Here is a 20,074-nt window from a genome sequence, read left to right as displayed (position 1 = left end):
AAAAGCCGCCAGAGAGAATGAGATATAAAGTCGGTTAACACATTAGGAATACTCTCGTATTTCCGCCTTTTAATGGGCCAGCTTAATGAAGTCTCGGCTATTAGACCGTTGCCTGGGAATATAAAAAAGCCCCCGCGGTGAGGCGGGGGCTGCGATCATAACCTATGGTTAGATTTATTTATCAAGTGCATAGGCAATGACGTAATCGCCACGGTCCGGCGACTGACGAGCGCCACCGGCGGAAATCACGATGTACTGTTTACCGGTTGTCGGTGAAACATAACTCATTGGCGTGCCGCCGCTGCCGACAGGCAGGCGCGCTTTCCACACTTCTTTACCGGTGGAGGAGTCAAAGGCCCGTAGGTAGTAATCCTGAGTACCGGCAATGAATACCAGGCCGCCCTGAGTCGCCAGCGTGCCGCCGAGCGTCGGCATGCCCACCGGCATTGGTGCACGCATTTTGATACCGAAAGGCCCGGTATCCTGAACCGTACCGGCCGGCACTTGCCACACCACTTTCTGCGTTTTCAGATCGATCGCCGACAGGGTACCAAACGGTGGTTTCTGGCAAGGAATGCCCAGAGGTGACATGAAACGATTTTTGTTCACGCCGTAAGGCGTGCCTTTTAACGGTACCGCACCCATACCGGCATTGACCGATTCACCGCCATTGCTGGCCGGGGTATTGGCATCGGTTTTTTGCGGGATCATTTGTACCCACAGGCCCAAACGCATGTCGTTGGCGAAGATGTAATGGTTGTTCGGATCGGTCGACAGGCCACCCCAGTTCATGCCGCCCAGAGAGCCTGGGAAACTGAGTGAAATATCGGTGTCCGGTGCGGTAAACAGGCCGTCATAGCGCATGGATTTAAAGCTGATGCGACACATCAGCTGATCAAACGGCGTAGCGCCCCACATGTCGGACTCAATCAGTTTTTCAGCGCCAATTTGTGGCATGCCGACAGAGAAAGGTTGAGTGGCGGAGTATTGCTCACCGGGGATGGTGCGGGTTTTCACCGGCAGCTCTTTCACTTCGGTCAAAGGCTTCCCGGTATGGCGATCCAACACGAAGATCTGACCGGTTTTGGCACCAATGACCAGGGCCGGTTTGGTGGTACCGTCCTTCATTGGGAAGTCGATCAGGCTAGGCTGCATCGGCAGGTCGAAATCCCACAGGTCGTTATGAACGGTCTGATAAACCCATTTCTCTTTACCGGTGGTGGCGTCCAACGCCAGGATGGAAGCGCCGTATTTGTGATCCAACGCGTTACGGTTAGCGCCCCACAGATCCACCGAGGAGCTGCCCATTGGCAGGAACACGGTGTTCATCGCCGGGTCATAGGACATCGGTGCCCAGGAATTTGGGGTGCTGCGTACAAAGGTCTGGCCGGGTTTTAAGGCCGAGTTTGGATCCTGATTACCCGGGTCGAACGCCCAGCGCATCGCGCCGGTGATCACGTCGAAACCGCGCAGCACGCCGCCAGGCATATCCGTTTGTACGTTATCGGCTACGCGGCCGCCGACGACAACGGTGGTACCCGCCAGGGTGGGTGCGGAAGTCAGCTGATATTTCGGATCGGCCGCATCGCCCAGACCGACTTTCAGATCAACCACGCCCTGGTTGCCAAAGTTCTGACAGAATTCACCGTTATCGGCGTTGATTGCCACCAGGCGCGCATCGATGGTATTCATCAGAATACGGCGCTGGCAACTGTCGCCCGCAGCCAGGGTGACCGGTGTAGCGGGCGTAGAGCCGGGTACGGTCGGTTGTTGCAGGGGCTTGGCAACATCAAAGTAGGCCAGGCCGCGACAACGGTTCCAGACCTGGGATTTCGCGTTGATTTCACGTTTCCAGATCTCTTTACCGCTGTCGGCATCGACGGCAATCACGTTGTTATGCGGCGTACACAGGAAGATACGGTTGCCGATTTGCAACGGCGTTTGCTGATCTTCAGCGCCGTTGCCATCCGGACTCAACGGAGTATCGCCGGTGTGGAAGGTCCAGGCGACCTTCAGGTCTTTCACGTTGTCGCGGGTGATTTGGTCCAGCGCCACGAAGCGGCTGCCACCCGGGGTATTGCCGTAGTTATCCCAATCTTTTTGTTGTTTGCTTTTGTCCACTGGGATCAGCGGCAACGGCTCACCGCTGAAAGCCACGGTAGGGTGTGGCTGGAACATCTGCACAAAGGTGCCGACCATGCCAACGGCCAATACCGCACTTAGCAGGTAAGACAATTTTGCCAACGGCGTTTTGCCTTCTGGCTTACGCAGGGCCGGCCAGCTCAGGAAGGCCAACAGCATCAAACCGGCAGGGACCATCAGCCGCGAAACCAATGGCCAGAAATCGAAACCGGCATCAACCACCGACCAAACCAGCGTGCCGACAAACACCAGCAGGAATAGCGGCACGGCCGAAGATTTGCGACGGAAGAATTGCACGGCGGAAAGCAGAGTTACGATACCGGCAATCAGGAAGTAGCTGCTGCCCCCCAGCGAAACCAGCTTACCGCCAGCGATGGCGAAGAATAGGCCGACAGCGGTAAGGATTATCCCTAATAAACAACACCATAGTTTAAGTTTTATACCCGGACGGGCATTTGATTCAGGCATGTCTGAAAGACTCCAAGATAATGTTTTTCTTCATGTTTACCTCGAATGATCGCGTCCGTACCGTTCCCTGGTGGGGTGAAAGCAGAGCGTAAATCAAACGATGGAATGTCGATATTGTACCATTTGATTCATTATAAAGTTAAGGATATGTTGCCTGCTAACTAAATTCTTAGCCCGAATTGCAACAACTGCAGGGCAGCGTGCTCCATCCTGGAGAGAACGCGGCTTAGGCGTCCAGCAACTCCCCAAGCCCGCAAGGTACCCCCGCGCAAAATTTGTGATGCCTGGTTATTTAAAGGAAGGTAGCAGCCACATACGCCAGCCGTATCTGCTGAACTGCCGCAGTTATTATTTATTGCGTGAAGACAGGATGAGGCACCGCCTTACACAGAAGCAATGGCGAAAGCCTTTAATAGCCCCTGCATCATTGTTGAATGGGATGGGGCATACGCTCGCGTTTTCTGGATTAAAGCTGTGCGTTAATGATGCGGTTATTGACTAATTTATAAACCCTGAGGCGTTTGCTGGAAGTAAAAAGGACGAGTGTTATACAGAGAGAATATAACCCAGTCGCTTTTATATTTTTGCTCTGGCAACGAGAAAGGATTATCAGGTTACTTTTCAGTTTCTTTAGTTACATAAGGTTATAGAAATTAACTCATTACGTTAACATTAGTATTCCACTATGCAGTGCTTCGATTGATTGGGCGTCATCGTTTTACTGTACTGCATAGTGGGCACTATTAAAGCATTATTAATCTTAAAGCGGAAAATCCCAAAAAACGCCGTCCTCTGCTAAATTTCCCGCTATCAATCACCTGTGAATTTTATCGTCCAACCTCGCCGCTATCTGGCTTATTCAACATTCGCGCTCAGGTAGGTTGTCAGCTGTTCCTGACAGAAATCGAGATACGCCCGCACCAGTCGCGAGGGATGCCGTTGTGATGGATAGAGCAAGCTAAGCGTTTGTTCTGGCAACGGGTGAGAAGGTAAGACTGCGCACAAACGGCCGGCGGCGATCTCCTTGTTCGCCATAAAGGGCGGTAACTCAGTGACCGCCTGACCCGCGACGGCTCTGCTGCGTAAAAGTGCGTAATCGTTCGCCACCAGTACCGCCTTCGGCTCAAACACCTGATGGCCCAGCCGCCAGAGGCCACGGGCGCTGGAGTCCGCCGCCCAGCTCGCGCAAGGGTAGCGATGCAAATCCTCCACGCTGGCAGGTTGGCCAAACTGCGCCAGTAATGACGGCGCAGCAACCAGTAGATGCCGATACTTCAGCATTTGTCGTGCCACCATAGACTCATGCACGATGGTGCCGACGCGGAGCGAAACGTCAATGCCATCCTGTACCAGATCGATCCGCCGTTCCGTTGAAAATACGCTAACGCTGATTTCGGGAAACCGTTGCTGGAAAGCCCCCAGCAAGTCCCACCAGGGATCAAAGTTGGGGGGCATCGACAGACGCAGGCGGCCTTTAAGCCGGGTTTCATCGTTCATCACGGCCTGCTGAGCTTCGTTCAGAGCTTCCACCCCGCGGCTGGCATGTTCATATAAACGGCTGCCGGCTTCAGTCAGCTTGATACCGCGCGGCGAACGCTCCAGCAACTGCACGTCAAGTTCGCGCTCCAGCTCACGTATGCGCCGGCTCAGGGTAGGGAGCGGCACATGGGTCTTGTCGGCGGCGGCCGAAAGACTGCCTGCTTGTACGACTGAGACAAACATTTTGGTTGCGTTGAAGTCCATACGACACTCCTCTCATTTATGAGATTGACGTAACCATTTTCGTGTATTCCCCATCAATATTGGAATCTATACAGTTCAACCTATCGGCGAGATAGCTCGTTGATTAACTCACTGTTGAACTGGAGAACGGTTATGAAAGCTTATGTGATTGAACAAGTTGGCGGCCCGGACGTTTTGCAACTGCGCGATATTCCTTCTGTCGCGCCAAAGGCGGATGAAGTTCGCATTCGGGTACGGGCGTTTGGTCTTAACCGCGCCGAAATTTACCGCCGTGCCGGTAAAATGGGCCCGATCGCCGGACAGGTTGTGCCTGGGATTGAAGCCGTAGGCGAAGTGATTGAGGATGCTTCAGGACTGTTTCGCACCGGGCAGCATGTGGCCACCGCCATGGGGGGATTGCAGTTCACCCGCAACGGCAGCTACGCCGAGGAGGTCACGGTGTTACGCAGCAACGTCATCGATTTGGACGGCATCAGCCTTTCATGGGAAGAACTTGCCGCATTGCCGGAGAGCTATCTTACCGTATGGGGGGCTCTGGGCCGCTTAATCGACAACGTACCGGGGCAGACGGTGCTGGTGCGCGGCGCGACCTCTTCGGTGGGTCAGGCTGCCGTGGCCTATGCCAAGGCGCGTGGACAGCGGGTTATCGCCACCACCCGCTCGGCCAGTAACGCAGCCCGGCTGACCGCCATTGGCGCAGATGCGGTGGTGATTGATACCGGTGAAATTGCAGACCAAATACGGGGTGTAGCGCCGGAAGGCGTAGATGTGGCCCTTGAGGTGGTTGGCGCCGCCACGGTGCGCGATAGCCTCAATGCGCTCAAACCTTTTGGTACCGCAGTGGTAATAGGCCTGCTGGGCGGGGCACCGGTGTTGGATAATCTGCATCTGATGAACGATCTTCCCAATGCAACACGCTTGACCTTCTTTGGCAGTGGGTTGCTTGGCACCGCAGCGCTGCCTTTGGCCGATTCGCCGCTGAAGTGGATTGCTCAACAGGTAGCGGACCAGGCCATGCCGTCGCTGCGGGTGAAAACCTTCGACTTTGACGATGTCGCCAACGCTCACCGCATGATCGAGAATGACCGTGCTCAGGGCAAACTGGTGGTTCGCGTCTGAGGCCAGCAAGGACCATGATGGGTAAAAAACAGTGAGGAAGCCTGTGACTGGCTTCCTCATTGGCCTTACTGTTCTGAAAGCTCAAGCTCGGCAATAACCGGCAGGTGATCGCTTGCCGTTGACCAGGTAAATTCAGGCGAATTATGTGGGATAGCCAGATTCTTCACGTTCCACTTTTGCCCCTTAAATGTGAAGATATGGTCTATATCAATAGCGGGATTAACCGCTGGCCAACTGCGAGTATCGGCTCCATCTTTCGCAACTTCATTGAAAAAATAGCGTATTTCTTTCAATGGCTGTTCATCTTGAGTCGAGTTGAAATCGCCGGCGAGGATCTTAATCGAGGAAGCCATATCTTTGAAATCAGATGCGGCATCGCCAATACTCAAATCCAACAGGTAGCGTGCTTGTTCAGTGCGTATTGCCGGATCTTTTTGCCAGTCGAGATGGGTGACCATGATGATTGGCGCTGAATCAAATCCGGGAACCTCAACTTGCGCCAGTAATGTGACGCGCTGTTCGGCATCACCCGAGGGTAATTTCACCACCTGCGAATGTAGAATTTTATATTTGGAAAGCAGTCCTACCCCATACTCGCCGCCATCGAAATCAAGCGCTTTGCCAAAGGCATAATGCATTTTATTGGCATCAGCGATTTTTTTAAGCTGATCGAGTTTTTGACTGCGCTGGGTCTTATTGTCCACTTCCTGAATGGCGATGATATCCGCATCTATTCTTTTAATGGCCGAATTAAGTGCAGTGAAATCGGAGACGGCAGAGGAGGCTTCATTTTTACCGATGTTATAGGTGGCTATCTTCAAATGCGGTTTATCCTGCGTGAAAACCTTGTCTGGCACGCCGCCTTTTTGAACGGCAAGTATTTCATTACCAGCTAGTTTGTCGCTCGCCTGCGCGTTGGCGATAAGGCTGCCCAGCGCCATCATGGTGAATATAACTGTTTTTTTCATGTCACCTAATCTCCCGATAAAATAGATTCCTTAGCAAAGAATACAGAAGAAAAGGGGTGGTTATCGTGATACCTGACTCAAACTTCCGACGCGATGAAAATTAAGGCTAGAATATCTGCCGGCACAGTGCTTTCAGTTATTTAGCGTGGCAAAACGTTGTTGAACCACCTTCAACACCCATTGCCGCAGCCAACGGTGGGCAGGATCGGCCTCCAAACGCGGGTGCCACATCTGTGAAACGGTGATGCTTTGGGTTTTTACCGGCAGTTCAAACATATAAAGCGCAGTGCCCAGCGGTTGATTGATCAGGAAAGAAGCAGGGACCAATGCCACCAGATCGGACGCCTGAGCCACCGCCAGCGCGGCGGGAAAACTCGGCACCACGGCGGCTATTTTTCGCTCCAACCCCAATTCAGCCAATCCCTGATCTACCGGGCCGGTGACCAGCCCACGGCGTGATGCGACCACATGGCCACAGTCGGCATAGGCCCGCGCGGTGATGTCGGCTTTCTGCTCCAACGGATGGCCCTTTCTGACCACCGCGACAAATCGGTCGCGGAACAGTGCCTGCAAGCGAATTTCCGGCCCCATATCCCCCAAAACGCCGATTTCCAAATCAACCCGTCCCTCACGCAAATGGCGGGAGTTTTTTTCCGGTTTGGGCGCAAAACAGAGTCTCACCAACGGGGCTGCCGTTGCCACGGCGGAGATCAGTGCGGCGCCGAATGCTTCGACAAAGCCCTCGTTGGCGCGCAGGGTAAATGTGCGTTCCAACGTTGATAAACTCAGTTCTGAAACCGAGGGGCGCAGTATCGAACGCGCCTCAAATACGGTGTTTTGCGTACGTTCACGAATCTCTTCGGCATAGGGAGTGAGCACCATATTGCGGCCGGCCCTTACCAGTAAAGGATCTCCGGTGACTGCCCGCAAGCGGCCAAGCGTGCGGCTCATGGCCGAAGCGCTGAGGTTTAGGCGGCGTGCAGCTTCGGCCACGCTGCCGAGCGTAAGCAACGCATCGAGCGCAATCAGTAAATTGAGATCGGGTTCTGACATGTCGGGGATCCTGGTTTATTGATAGGAGAGGCGTCCGATGCAGGTGATTAGTACAAATGCTGCGTCTTCCGTAATCTATTTAGCATAGTTATATTTTTTACCGCACATGACAACGGAAACACAGAGGAATACTTTCATGCATGCAAACACCGCCAAAACAGCAACAGACCATGCTGCTCATTGGCGCATACCGGGGATTGGGGGTTGCGATGACTCACGCATCTTGCCGCTAATTGGCTGGACATTTCGGGCTAAAATGATTGCGTAGATCGCGCGTTGTCATTAGTTTTATCTGCCATTACTCAATGCGTTAAGGAAATACCTCATGTTGAAAGAAAACTTCAATGAGCTGCAAATTTTCCTGGTGGTTGCCAGAGAGAAAAGCTTTACCAAAGCGGCGGCTAAGCTGGGGGTTTCTCAGTCGGCATTGAGCCATGCGGTGAAGGCATTAGAACAACGTTTAAATACGCGTCTTCTGACCCGAACCACCCGCAGCGTCGCCCCAACGGAGGTTGGGGAGAAGTTAATCGCCTGTCTCGAGCCACGTCTTGCCGATCTTGAGCATGAACTTGAAATCCTGCTCCAACCAAATGGCACCGCTTCGGGCAATATCAGACTTTCCGCCGGGGAGCATGCAGCGCGATGCCTGCTGTGGCCGAAGCTAAAACCTTTTCTCTTGGAATACCCGGAAATCAATATCGAACTGGTGGTGGATAATGGGTTCGTTGACATCGTGGAAGGGCGTTTCGATGCAGGTATTCGCCTTGGGGAAAGCGTAGATAAGGACATGATTGCCGTAAAAATCGGACCGGACATGCGAATGGTGGTTGTGGGGGCGCCGAGTTACTTTGCCGAGCACGGGATCCCGCAGACGCCCCACGAGTTGCAGCAACATCGTTGCATCAACATGCGGCTTCCTACCGCCGGCGGTTTATACCACTGGGAGTTTGAGAAAGACGGTAAGCCGCTGCGTGTGAAAGTGGAAGGGCAACTGACATTTAATCTGTTGGCAGAGAGGATCGACGCGGCATCGTCAGGGTTTGGTATCGCCTGCGTACCCGAAGATATGATCCAAAACGAAGTCAAATCAGGGGAGCTTATCCAGATCCTGGATGAATGGTGTCCGACATTTCCCGGTTACTACCTCTATTATCCCAGCCGGAGGCAACATCCCCCGGCGTTTGCCTTGTTGATCGATGCGCTGCGCCATTAATGGGGTTTGGCCGGACACCCTTAGTGCTGCGCCGGCCGTGGCTCACCTAAACATCAAGTTTACGGCCCGTCAGCCACTCCACCATGGCGGGATCGCGATGAGAGAAGAAGGCGCTGGTTGCCGTATCCAAAGCGGTAATTTTCTCCATTTCCTCTTCGCTGAGCTCGAAGTCCAGAATATTGATGTTCTCTTCCATTCGTTCCCTGCGGACAGATTTTGCCAACGAGATGATATCGCGTTGATAAATCCAGCGCAGAACCACCTGGCCCACACTCTTACCCCGTTTTTCGCCCATAGCGGTTAATAACGGGTGCTGAAACAGGCCATTTTTCCCTTCAGCGAACGGTGCCCACGCTTCGGGCTGAATTCCCCGACTTTTCATCCACGGCACCGCATGCAGTTGCTGATTAAAGGGATTCACTTCAATCTGGTTAACCGCCGGAACGACGTTGTTGAATGCGATCAGATCCGCGAGCCGATCCGGATGAAAGTTGCTGACGCCAATAGCACGGATTTTCCCTGCCTGGTGTAACTCTTCCATCGCCCGCCATGCGCCATGAACATCGCCATAGGGCTGGTGGATCAAATAGAGATCCACGTAGTCAAGCTGCAGGCGGTTTAACGAGCGTTCAAACTGCGCCTTCGCCCCTGCATAGTGGGTGTCCTGCAACCACAACTTGGTGGTTACAAACAGCGCTTCACGCTCCACACCGCTTTGCTTAAGGGCATTGCCCACCTGGGTTTCATTTTGATAGGAGGCGGCGGTATCAATCAGACGATAGCCGGACTCAATGGCGTCGATAACGGCGCGTTCACATTCCTTGGCGTCCGTCATCTGGAAGACACCAAAACCCAGTTTGGGCATTTCGACCCCGTTGTTCAGCTTCACTGTTTGCATGTCGTTGTCCTTCTGCTTTTGTGTGAGGAAAGCATAGCGCAGCGTGATTTATTTGATTAGAGGGGGTAAATGGATAGGGTTAATCAGCAAGGTTCATTAATCGAACCTTGCTGCGACGGTGACAGATTACTGAAGATGCTTTTCCTGCAGGAATTTACTGACCTGATCGGCGATTTGAACATTGTTCAGATCCGAAAAGGGGAAGTGCGTATTTCCTTTAATACCGATCTCGGGCAGGTGGATGACGGTGACATCGCCACCGTGTTTGTTTACTACGTCTTGCCACCGGCGAGCCATCGCCAACCTGACTCTCCAACTGTCCTGCGCCGGCATTGCGACCGGTTTGTCAGGAATGTTATCCCCATAAAAAATCAGGATTGGGATTTTAGTCAGGGCGGCAAATTGCGTCCTGTTTACCGGCTCGCCTTTTAGTGTATCGAAAGCACTGGGCATCGGTGCAGGTAATTCACTCTCAGGGAAAACGAAGCCGCTACCCGGCTCAAAGGCAACAATCGCTTTCACCTTGGGATTTTTCATTGCGGTGTACCATCCTGGACCGCCCCCCTGGGAGTGAGTGAACAGGATTGCAGGGCCGATTTTATCGACCACTGCCGACATGGCGTCAGAAATGACGTTACTGTCAAACGGTCCGGTGTTGGGCGTCATCTGGCGGAAATATTGGTTTAATGCGGCCTTATCTTGCGGGAACTGAACTCCTTTGAAGTAGTCCGGCCAGATGCCGACTCGAAACTGATTGAACCACAGCTGCTCATCGGCTTTCGGTGCCAAAGCGGCTTCGACCATGCTGCGTCCTGCATTACCACGGCGTGGCTGATCGACTAAATAGGTCGAAAAACCGCGACGTAAGAAAATAGTCTGAAATCCTTCTCGCCCATCCGGCGTGCTTTGCCAGGTGCGTGAGGATTGCCCCGCACCGTGAAGCATGATTATCGGATATTTATGGGGATGCTCAGGAATTTGATAGAAAACAGCAGCATGATCGCCATGATAAGTTTGCCCCGCGGGAACCAAGGGCTTCTGGGCATCGAAGTGCCCTGGAGCTGTGGCCACAGACCCTCCAGCCGCGAAGCTGCCTTGCTCACGAATAACCAGAGGTTCCGCATTAACGTATGGGGAAATGAAACTGCCGACCATGGCGCATAAGGCCCATGTTTTTAATATTGTCTTCAAAATAACTCCTTTGTTTCATATTACCGCCGCGCTAGTTTTAAACGGCGTTTATCCGACGTGGTCCAGTGCCAGTTTCAATGCCTGTTCGGCACGGGCCGCCATGCCGGGCTCACCGTTTTCGTGCAGTATCTGCACCAGTTGTCGAAGTTGCTCTTTGCTCAATCCTACTCTCAGACTGGCGCGCATATGAGAGAGCAACTGGGTTTCTACACCAGGCGTGGCAGCCAATGCGCCTACGGTTGCCAATTCGCGACTCTGCCAGTCCAAATTGTCCCGAGCAAAAATATCGCCAAATAAATGCGTCTGCAGGAACTGATTGATGACGGGTGCAAATTCGAAAAGTGGCCCGTGTACCGGCCCACCGGAAATTTGGGTCTGGTTAGCGATACCGGCCTGACGAAGCGCATCGCCCACGGGAATTTTGTTGGCAGGTTCTTTTCCTTGAATGTCGTTTATGCCACGTTGTTTACGTGCTTCTACTAATTTCATTAACTCATTCAGAGCGTTGAGGCTGCGGGGGAATCCGGTATAGGCGTACAGTTGAACGAGAATTTCTTTGGTTTCGTTTACCGATAGCCCTGAATCCAGCCCCTGGTTAAGCAAGGTATTCAGTTTTTCCATATTACTGGTCGCCATAAATGCCGCGATTAATGGAATGCTTTGCTGGCGAGCGGAGAGGGTTTTTGAAACAGCCTGCGGCTGATGCATCTCTGATGTTCCTTGTTTTGCAGATGTGCCAAATGCCGTCAGGTTAAAGCCAAAAAGCAATAACGCAGCGGCGGTCAACGTTTTAACGCGCGTGGTATTGTTCATCAGTAACTTTCTCCATCCATTCAACATTACTGCCCGCCACGTTACCGGTCACTGCCAGATGCGTCATCGCACTGTCCGGGGTTGCGCCATGCCAGTGTTTAACGCCGGCAGGGCACGACACCACATCGCCGGGGCGGATAATCTGTATCGGTTGGCCTTCCTGCTGGGTCAAACCCACTCCAGAGGTGACAATCAGCCGCTGACCTGCGGGATGAGTGTGCCAGGCCGAATGTGCACCCGGCTCGAAGGTGACGTAGGCAGCGGAGACGTTAATTTGTTTATCCGCGGTGAAAAGTGGATCAACGCGGACACGCCCGGTAAAGTTTTCTTGCGGCCCAAAAAAGGCTTTTTGGCTTCCAGCCGCTGCGACAGTCGCGGTGGGGCTCGGTTCCTGTGCGACAGAATTAAAGGTAATAAGACCAAATATCAGCCCGATAACGCGGGGTGCATTTAACATATGAATGTATCCCTCAGTTAAAATAAAACCAACGCGGTTTTCAATGATTTTAATCAGCGACACATGTCTTCAGGCTGACCATTTCCTGACAATATTGTCAGCTACGACGTAAAGTATTTTTCTCTGTGCCGGATTAGCCTCTGACTTCAAGGATATAACCCATACCACGAACAGTGTGTAATAGTTTAACCTCAAAGGGCGCATCAATTTTTGCCCGCAACCGTTTTATTGCCACTTCAACCACGTTGGCATCACTGTCGAAATTCATATCCCAGACCTGCTCGGCAATCATCATCTTCGACATTATTTCACCTTGATGACGAGCCAGTAAACTGAGCAAAGAAAACTCTTTGGTACTCAGTTCCAGCCGAATATCCCCCCGAAACACCCGGCGAGCCAGAATATCAATATGCAGATCGTGGAGCTGCAATTGCGTAATATCTAATCCGTCATTCCCCCAGCGACGTACTAAAGCCTGAATACGGGCGACCAGCTCAATCAGTGAGAAGGGCTTTGGCAGATAATCATCCGCCCCCAGACGAAGACCTTTCACACGTTCATCGACTGAACCTCGAGCGGAGAGCATCAGTATTGGAGTTTGTTTCCGGGCACGAATACTTTCCAGCACTCGATAACCATCCATGCCCGGCAGCATGACATCCAAAATGATGGCGTCGTAGTCATATTCGAGCGCATAGTGCACACCCTCAGGCCCCTCTGCGGAGACATCCACGATAAAGCCTGATTCCGCCAAAGCATGCCTGATATAAGAAGCCGTCTTTTCTTCATCCTCGACCAATAATAAACGCATTGCTCACATTTCCTTATTTATGAAGATTTATTGCTCATTACTGTTAGCGATTACCTGGCTTCTCAGTAATAACATGACTGCTAACTGACAAAATTGTTATTAAGTGGTCATGGTACGGTCAGTTTCATCTCACTATGCTGGGGTGGAAATATTTACTCGGTGCATTTTGGTGCACTTAAAAATTTATCTTCAGGAGAGATCATGAAGTTCACGAGATTAAATTCCTTGATTCTGGTCGCGGTGGCAGGATTTTCCGTCACTGTTAACGCGGCAGACTACAAACAAAACCCTTATACCTTGGCGTATGAAGGAGCTATCACCGAGAATGTTCAGGGCAAGATCAATATTCGTCCGGTGAAATACGATCTTCATGGCATTCAGATCGCGGCAAATATCTATATTCCTGCCAATTACGATCCAGCAAAAAAATATCAGGCTATCGTCGTTGCCCACCCTAATGGGGGAGTCAAAGAGCAAGTTGCCGGACTCTACGCACAGCGCTTGGCAGAGCATGGCTTCATTACCATCGCTGCGGATGCTGCCTATCAAGGGGCCAGTGGTGGTCTGCCACGCAGTGTCGACAAACCCGCAAACCGCATTGAAGATATCCATGGCATGGCCGACTTCCTTAGTCAGTATCCCGGTGTCGACGCCGAACGTATTGGTTTGCTGGGTATTTGCGGTGGTGGCGGTTACTCGCTGAAAGCGGCTCAAACGGATAAGCGTTTTAAAGCCTTGGCAACGATAAGCATGTTTGATTCTGGGCTGGTGCGTCGCAACGGTTATCAAAATTCGCAAATCTCCAGTATTCAGCAACGTTTAACGCAGGCTTCGTTAGCCCGGGCGAAAGAAGCAACGACAGGTGAAATCACGTATACGGGCGATGCCAAACTGACGGATGAGCAAATTGCCAGGCTCCCATTCGACCTTTATCGCCAGGGTTTTGAGTACTACGGCAAAACCCATGCGCACCCGAATTCCACATTTCGTTATACTTTGAGCAGCCTGCTTGACTTGATGAGTTTCGACGCCCAAAGCAATATGGACTTGATTAATCAACCCCTTCTGATGATCGCCGGCACCCGGGCAGATTCGCTTTACATGACCGAATCTGCTTTTCCCAAAGCTATCAATGCGAAGAGTAAAGAGCTGTTTCTTATTGAGGGAGCAACGCATATTGAAACCTATTGGGTTCCAAACTATGTCGTTCAGGCCATAAATAAACTCGATGCCTTCTTCGATAAAAGTATCTAACCTGCCGCGCAACAAAACCAGTAAGGCCAGTTTTAGGTAGGCTCACTAAGCGTTCTGAACAGGCGTCAGCAAGGCTATGTTATCGATAAGGCCCGCAGGGATAATCCCTTCAAAGCGCATAGGGACTATGAATAAGATTCATCAATCTTGCTCATCACGCTGTTTTGTCGAGGGGGACGGATAAGTGAACTGAAGCCGTCATTCATTGGTGGTGATATTAATGGGTTTTGAAGCCTGCCCAACAAAAAAGCCGATAACAAGCTAATGTTATCGGCTTTTGGCTGCCGGTTAGGGCTATGCGGGCGGATTAGGCGGCAGGCAACTGCTGCGCGGTTTCTTCCACCAGCGCCAGCAGGACTTTGATATCGTCCAGGCTGACCGTCGGGTTCAACAACGTCATTTTCAGGCAGGTCACGCCGTTAAACTCGGTGACCCCGACGTTGGCGCGGCCAGATTCCAGCAACGCATCGCCGATCCTTTGGTTCAGCAGTGCCACGGCGGCATCGTCGGCAGCGGCTAACTGCTGCGGACGGTAGCGGAACAGCACGCTGGCCAGCTGCGGCTGCATGACCAGTTCCAGCGCCGGCCGATCGCCGATGTAGTGAGCCACCTGTTGCGCCAGCGTTACGCCATGATCGATGATCGCCGCATATTGCTCCTGCCCCAAAGCTTCCAGGCCCATCCACAGTTTCAACGCATCAAAACGGCGGGTGGTCTGCAAGGATTTGGACACCAGGTTAGGCACGCCCTGAGCTTCGTCGAACTCGGAGTTCAGGTAGGCCGCCTGATAACGCATCAGTTCATAGTGACGGGCTTCTTTCAGCAAGAAAGCACCGCAGCTGATGGTCTGGAAGAATTGTTTGTGGAAGTCCAGCGTGACGGAGTCCACCAATTCAATGCCATCCAGATAGTCGCGGTACTTCTCGGAAAGCAGCAAAGCGCCGCCCCAGGCCGCATCGACATGCACCCAGATCTGATGTTCCGCCGCCAACTGCGCAATGTCGCGCAGCGGGTCGATAGCCCCGGCATCCGTGGTACCTGCGGTGGCGACGATCGCCAGGATCTGCTCGCCATTGGCCTTGGCCTGCGCCAGTTTTTCGGCCAAATCGTTCAGATCCATACGTGCGAATTGATCGGTTTTCACCAGCGTCACGGATTGGTAACCCAGGCCGAGTAAAGCCATGTTCTTTTGCACCGAGAAGTGGGCATTTTCAGAACATAACACTTTAATCTTTCTCAGATTACCAACCAGGCCATCCTGCTGCACAGAGTGGCCCTGTTTGGCGAAGAAGGCGTCGCGCGCCAACATCAGCCCCATCAGGTTGCTCTGGGTACCGCCACTGGTGAACACCCCAGCGTCGCCAGGCTGGTAACCTACCTGGGTACGCAACCATTCAATCAGCTTCATCTCGATGAGGGTCGCTGACGGGCTTTGATCCCAAGAGTCCATGCTCTGGTTAGTGGCGTTGATCAACACTTCGGCAGCCTGGCTGATCACCAGGCTAGGGCAATGCAAATGCGCGACGCACTGCGGATGATGCACCGACAGGCTGTCTTTTAAAAAATACTCAATGGCGCGTTCGATAGCGACCTGGTTACCCAGGCCCTGAGGGGTAAAATCAAGCTTGATGCGTTCACGCAGCTCGGCAACGGTTTTCCCCTGATACATCTCGGGTTGTTGCAGCCACTGCACCACGGCCTGACTGCTCTGTTCGATCGCTTGCTGGTACGCCTCGGTGCTTTGCGCAGAGGCGGCCAGAATCGGGTTTAACCGGGACATCGACTTCACTCCACATCCACCGGCTTGATGCCGGCAGCTAACAGGGCCTGTTCAAATTTATCCAGGAAGATAGCCAGTTCGTCGTTAGTGATCAGCAGGGAAGGCAGCAGACGCAGCACGCAGCCGTTACGGCCGCCGCGCTCCAGGATCAGACCGGCTTCGAAGCATTTCTTCTGCAGCAGGGCAGAGAGCTGGCCGTCAGCCGGGTAGCAGCCCATGTGATCCTGCGCTTCGTTCGGTTTCACAATTTCCAAACCGATCATCAGACCCAGACCACGCACGTGACCAATCACCGGATAACGTTTTTGCAGCTCGGCCAGCTTGGCTTTCAGCCATTCGCCTTGCGCGGCAACCTTTTCGGCCACCTGATTATCTTTGAGGTGTTGCAGGGTGGTCAGGCCGGTAGCCATCGCCAGTTGGTTGCCGCGGAAAGTGCCGGTATGGTGGCCAGGCTCCCAGGCGTCGAACTGTTTCTTGATACCCAATACTGCCAGAGGCAAACCGCCGCCAACCGCTTTGGACATCACGATGATATCCGGCTCAATACCGGCGTGTTCAAAGGCGAACAGTTTGCCGGTACGGGCAAAACCAGCCTGAACTTCGTCGATAATCAGCAAAATGCCGTGTTCCTGCGTGACTTTGCGAATACGCTGCAACCACTCGACCGGGGCCGGGTTAACGCCGCCTTCACCCTGAACGGCTTCCAGAATGACCGCCGCAGGTTTGCGCACGCCGCTTTCAACGTCATTGATCAGGTTTTCGAAATAGTAAGTCAGCGCCTTGACCCCGGCTTCGCCACCGATGCCGAGCGGGCAGCGGTATTCGTGCGGGTAAGGCATAAACTGGACTTCCGGCATCATGCCGTTAATGGCTTCTTTTGGCGACAGGTTGCCCGTGACCGCCAGTGCGCCATGGGTCATGCCGTGGTAACCGCCGGAGAAGCTGATCACGCCGGTACGGCCGGTATGCTTTTTCGCCAGTTTCAGTGCGGCTTCTACCGCATCTGCGCCCGAAGGGCCACAGAACTGCAGGCAGTATTCCTGGCCTTGACCTGGTAATAAAGAGAGTAAATAGGCAGAAAACTCATCTTTCAACGGTGTTGTAAGATCGAGGGTATGTAACGGCAAGCCGCTGGTAATGACATTTTGGATGCTTTGGAGGACGTCTGGATGGTTATGACCCAGAGCCAGCGTACCCGCACCAGCCAGGCAATCAAGATATTGATTATTCTCAACATCAGTGATCCAAACGCCTTGGGCTTTCGCAATTGCCAACGGCAATTTACGGGGGTAACTCCTGACATTCGATTCAAATTCAGCTTGTCGCGCCAAATATGTTTCGTTATTTACATTTTCTAAATTCACACCGAAATTATCAATACGGACTTTATCCGTCATCATATCTCTCCTACAACTGGGGGTAACAATGACGCCCTAGTTGAATTATTGAATTGAACAATTAACTACCGTGAGAAAAACGGGCCCAATATATGGCTTTTTACCCCCCGGCTCAATAGTTATTTGGCCGGGGGAGATTTATGGTTTTTTTAATAAAAATCAATAAATTGCTTGTTTTGTGGCCAATAATGGCACGATTTAAGGGCGATTGCGGGCTTGACACGGCACAAAAAACCTCCTCAAGAAAAGTAAGGGTACCGGCCCAATACGTTTATTTTGAAGGTAATTTTCAAACAAAGGCCAGGAACATGCGGAAGGAATTTTGAAACAATGTCTTAATATAAATAAGGCATTGCTTAGACATTAACGGACTTTAGCGGAAAAGGGTGTGCCATTGGCGCATTACCAGGGAATTTCGCCATGACGATCAAAAAATCCTCCCGTTGGGCCATCGTTTGCGATGGAGGCCAGGGCCACGATCGCATCAGTACCCTCGGTTATCGTCTGGCAACCCAGAGGGTTGAGATCGGTTTGGGTAAAGCCCGGGTTAACGGCGTTAATCTTGATTCTCGGTAACGCCTTGGCGTATTGCGTTACCAGCATGTTGAGCGCCGCTTTTGAAGAGGGATAGGCCAGTTGCAATATTCTGGACTCGAAGGTGCCGCTTTTGCCGGTCATGGTATGAAACGAGCCCAGCGAGCTGGACACCATCACCACTCTGGGGTTGGCGGCGGCTTGCAGCAGGGGGAGAAAGGCCTGCATCATGCGAACTACGCCAAAAACCTGGGTTTGGTAGATTTCCGTCAGGGCTACGGCGCAGGTTTCCCTTGGGTGTCCCCAGGGGCCAGAAACGCCGGCGTTATTGATCAGAACATCAAGGCGATCGTGCACCTTGCTGAAATCCGCCGCCGCCTGACGCACTGACTCCTCGGAAATCACATCGATTATCAGCAATTCTGCATGCAGGCCCTGCTGCGCCAGCTCTTGAATGGCCTGTTCGCCGCGCAGGGGATCCCGCGCGCCGAGGACTACGTGCCACCCGCACCCGGCAAGACGCCGGGCGGTTTCATGACCCAGGCCCCTGTTGGCACCCGTAATCAATACGGTGGTTGTCATGGTTATGCCTTGCTCGACAAAATCATGTCTGCGGCTTTTTCACCGATCATAATGCTGGGAGCATTGGTGTTGCCGGTAGGAATGACCGGCATCACCGAGGCGTCGATCACGCGCAGACCAGACAGACCGTGCACACGCAATTGCGGATCAACCACTGCCATGTTGTCGGTCCCCATACGCGCCGTACCGACCTGATGGTGGTAGGAAGCCGTCATTCGGCGAATGTAATCGCGCATTTTATCGCGGTTATTCACACCCTCCATGCCCATCTCTTTGCCGCGCCACGGTGCCAATGCGGTTTGCTTCATCACTTCACGCAACAGCAGGGCCTTGTCGGTCATGACCTCAAGATCTTCGTTTTCAGAATAGACTCGCGGATCCATCAGTGGGGCTTGCAGCGGGTCACGTGAGTTGAGCCAGAGACGGCCACGACTTTTCGGTGCGACCAGACCCGGAGTGACAGTGTAACCCTGAGCGACGCCCGGCATGAACGGCATGGTGAACAGCAGGGACTGGGTGTCCGGCGCTGAAAGCTCCGGGGCTGACTTATGGAAAATCTGCGCTTCGATGCCGGAGGCCAGACCGACGGCCACCGGCTGCGGCGAAGACCAAACCATAGGACACACCAGATGATCGTGCAGGTTTTCACCCACGCCTGGCAGGTTGACCAGGGTCTTAATGCCCATTTTCTCCAGCTGCTCGGCCGGGCCGATACCGGAGTGCAGCAGAATGGAAGGGCTCATCAGTGAACCGGCGCACAGCAGCACCTCATGACGGGCCTCGATGCGATAATCGGTGCCACGATGTACAAAGTGCACGCCGGTAATGTGATCGCCCTGGTTAAGCAGCTTCAATACCCGAGCTTCGGTGATCACCGACAGGTTATCCGCTCCGCGGATGGCATCGCCGTAACAGACCCAGGCGCTGGCCCGTTTGCCGTCTGGCGTCATGGTGTACTGCGGGAAACTGACGCCGGTGGAATCCTGGCCGTTGTTGTAATCCTGCACCAGCCGCAATCCGGCCTGTTGTCCGGCCTCAACAAAGGCGTGGGCCAATGGTGTCATGGCGGGACGAGATACCTGCAGCAGCCCTCCGGTAGCATGCAGGTTAGACAAGCCATCGATATTGCAGTTTTCCGCTTTGCGGAAATAAGGCAGCACGTCCTTCCAGCTCCAGCCGGTGGCCCCCATCGCCGCCCAGTTGTCGTAATCGGAGGGCAGGCCACGAACGTACATCATGCCGTTAATAGCGCTGGAACCGCCCAGGGTCTTGCCGCGCGGCCAGTAAATATCCTGTTTGCCGGCGTAAATCTGCGGTTGAGTCGAAAACCCCCAGTCAACGGCGGAATGCCACAGCGCCATGGCCTCCGGCGGGTTATGAATGGCCGGCATATCGTCGCGTGGCCCGGCTTCCAGCAGCAGGACCTTTAATCCTGCATCAACCAGCCGACGGGTCACCACCGAGCCGGCCGAACCGGCGCCGATTATAATGTAGTCGTATTTTTTGTCGTCGCTTCCGGTCCCGGTGCTGCGAGGGGCCGGCTGGCGGGCATAGCCGGAGAAAGGCAGTGCGGCTGCAGCGCTCATTGCCAGACTGGCGGCAATGAACCGACGGCGGCCGGCGTCGGTCTGTAGTTTATCTTGTTTCATGA

General features: G+C 53.2%; 16 protein-coding genes. 3 read left to right on the top strand and 13 right to left on the bottom strand.

Annotated elements, in window-relative coordinates; all coding sequences use genetic code 11:
- Positions 1-174 precede the first annotated feature (174 nt).
- Positions 175-2,610: a glucose/quinate/shikimate family membrane-bound PQQ-dependent dehydrogenase gene (locus NR114_RS05760; RefSeq protein WP_234530970.1), complete on the bottom strand. Its 2,436-nt coding sequence runs from the start codon at positions 2,608-2,610 to the stop codon at positions 175-177.
- 855 nt (positions 2,611-3,465) lie between these two features.
- Positions 3,466-4,353 (bottom strand): LysR family transcriptional regulator, encoded by an 888-nt coding sequence (locus NR114_RS05755; protein ID WP_046373564.1) that lies wholly within the window; start codon positions 4,351-4,353, stop codon positions 3,466-3,468.
- A 132-nt stretch (positions 4,354-4,485) separates the two neighbouring features.
- On the opposite strand from NR114_RS05755, the gene NR114_RS05750 reads away from it, so the two are divergent.
- Positions 4,486-5,472, top strand: coding sequence for a zinc-binding dehydrogenase (locus NR114_RS05750; protein ID WP_234530971.1), 987 nt, complete (start codon positions 4,486-4,488; stop codon positions 5,470-5,472).
- A gap of 65 nt (positions 5,473-5,537) precedes the next feature.
- Here NR114_RS05750 and NR114_RS05745 read toward each other — a convergent pair whose 3' ends face one another.
- Together NR114_RS05745 and NR114_RS05740 are read right to left on the bottom strand one after the other, a co-directional pair.
- Positions 5,538-6,440: an endonuclease/exonuclease/phosphatase family protein gene (locus tag NR114_RS05745; RefSeq protein ID WP_234530972.1), complete on the bottom strand. Its 903-nt coding sequence runs from the start codon at positions 6,438-6,440 to the stop codon at positions 5,538-5,540.
- Positions 6,441-6,572: 132 nt separating this feature from the next.
- Entirely contained in the window at positions 6,573-7,493 is a 921-nt protein-coding gene (locus tag NR114_RS05740; RefSeq protein ID WP_234530973.1) for a LysR family transcriptional regulator, read from the bottom strand.
- A 325-nt stretch (positions 7,494-7,818) separates the two neighbouring features.
- Between NR114_RS05740 and NR114_RS05735 the strand changes: the two genes are divergently transcribed.
- Positions 7,819-8,706: a LysR family transcriptional regulator gene (locus NR114_RS05735; protein WP_234530974.1), complete on the top strand. Its 888-nt coding sequence runs from the start codon at positions 7,819-7,821 to the stop codon at positions 8,704-8,706.
- A 46-nt stretch (positions 8,707-8,752) separates the two neighbouring features.
- Here NR114_RS05735 and NR114_RS05730 read toward each other — a convergent pair whose 3' ends face one another.
- The 5 genes from NR114_RS05730 to NR114_RS05710 all read right to left on the bottom strand — a co-directional run bounded on the left by NR114_RS05730 (position 8,753) and on the right by NR114_RS05710 (position 12,876).
- Positions 8,753-9,604: an aldo/keto reductase gene (locus NR114_RS05730; RefSeq protein ID WP_116690480.1), complete on the bottom strand. Its 852-nt coding sequence runs from the start codon at positions 9,602-9,604 to the stop codon at positions 8,753-8,755.
- A gap of 126 nt (positions 9,605-9,730) precedes the next feature.
- Positions 9,731-10,795: an alpha/beta fold hydrolase gene (locus NR114_RS05725; RefSeq protein WP_116690479.1), complete on the bottom strand. Its 1,065-nt coding sequence runs from the start codon at positions 10,793-10,795 to the stop codon at positions 9,731-9,733.
- A 48-nt stretch (positions 10,796-10,843) separates the two neighbouring features.
- The gene (locus NR114_RS05720) at positions 10,844-11,608 is read right to left on the bottom strand and encodes a carboxymuconolactone decarboxylase family protein (protein WP_122079325.1); all 765 of its coding nucleotides are present in this window, start codon (positions 11,606-11,608) and stop codon (positions 10,844-10,846) included.
- Positions 11,586-12,065, bottom strand: coding sequence for a cupin domain-containing protein (locus tag NR114_RS05715; protein ID WP_234530976.1), 480 nt, complete (start codon positions 12,063-12,065; stop codon positions 11,586-11,588). Before NR114_RS05715 ends, NR114_RS05720 begins: the two co-directional genes overlap by 23 nt.
- A 133-nt stretch (positions 12,066-12,198) precedes the next feature.
- A complete protein-coding gene (locus NR114_RS05710) occupies positions 12,199-12,876 on the bottom strand; it encodes a heavy metal response regulator transcription factor (RefSeq protein ID WP_187962889.1) in 678 nt (225 codons plus the stop codon).
- 201 nt (positions 12,877-13,077) lie between these two features.
- Between NR114_RS05710 and NR114_RS05705 the strand changes: the two genes are divergently transcribed.
- Positions 13,078-14,130: an alpha/beta hydrolase gene (locus NR114_RS05705; protein WP_234530975.1), complete on the top strand. Its 1,053-nt coding sequence runs from the start codon at positions 13,078-13,080 to the stop codon at positions 14,128-14,130.
- A gap of 307 nt (positions 14,131-14,437) precedes the next feature.
- Here NR114_RS05705 and NR114_RS05700 read toward each other — a convergent pair whose 3' ends face one another.
- The 4 genes from NR114_RS05700 to NR114_RS05685 all read right to left on the bottom strand — a co-directional run bounded on the left by NR114_RS05700 (position 14,438) and on the right by NR114_RS05685 (position 20,072).
- On the bottom strand, positions 14,438-15,910 hold the full coding sequence (locus tag NR114_RS05700) for an aspartate aminotransferase family protein (protein ID WP_256813744.1): 1,473 nt from the start codon (positions 15,908-15,910) through the stop codon (positions 14,438-14,440).
- Positions 15,911-15,915: 5 nt separating this feature from the next.
- A complete protein-coding gene (locus tag NR114_RS05695) occupies positions 15,916-17,307 on the bottom strand; it encodes a diaminobutyrate--2-oxoglutarate transaminase (protein ID WP_020826882.1) in 1,392 nt (463 codons plus the stop codon).
- A gap of 402 nt (positions 17,308-17,709) precedes the next feature.
- Positions 17,710-18,423, bottom strand: a complete 714-nt coding sequence (locus NR114_RS05690; protein ID WP_234529680.1) for an SDR family NAD(P)-dependent oxidoreductase — start codon at positions 18,421-18,423, stop codon at positions 17,710-17,712.
- Between the two features lie 2 nt (positions 18,424-18,425).
- Entirely contained in the window at positions 18,426-20,072 is a 1,647-nt protein-coding gene (locus NR114_RS05685) for a GMC family oxidoreductase (RefSeq protein ID WP_020826885.1), read from the bottom strand.
- Positions 20,073-20,074: the final 2 nt, after the last annotated feature.

It is taken from the genome of Serratia sp. Ser99 (genome assembly GCF_024519545.1).
Lineage (GTDB): Bacteria > Pseudomonadota > Gammaproteobacteria > Enterobacterales > Enterobacteriaceae > Serratia > Serratia liquefaciens.
Note: the sequence above shows the minus strand (reverse complement) of the source record. Positions and strands in the feature narration are given on the sequence as shown.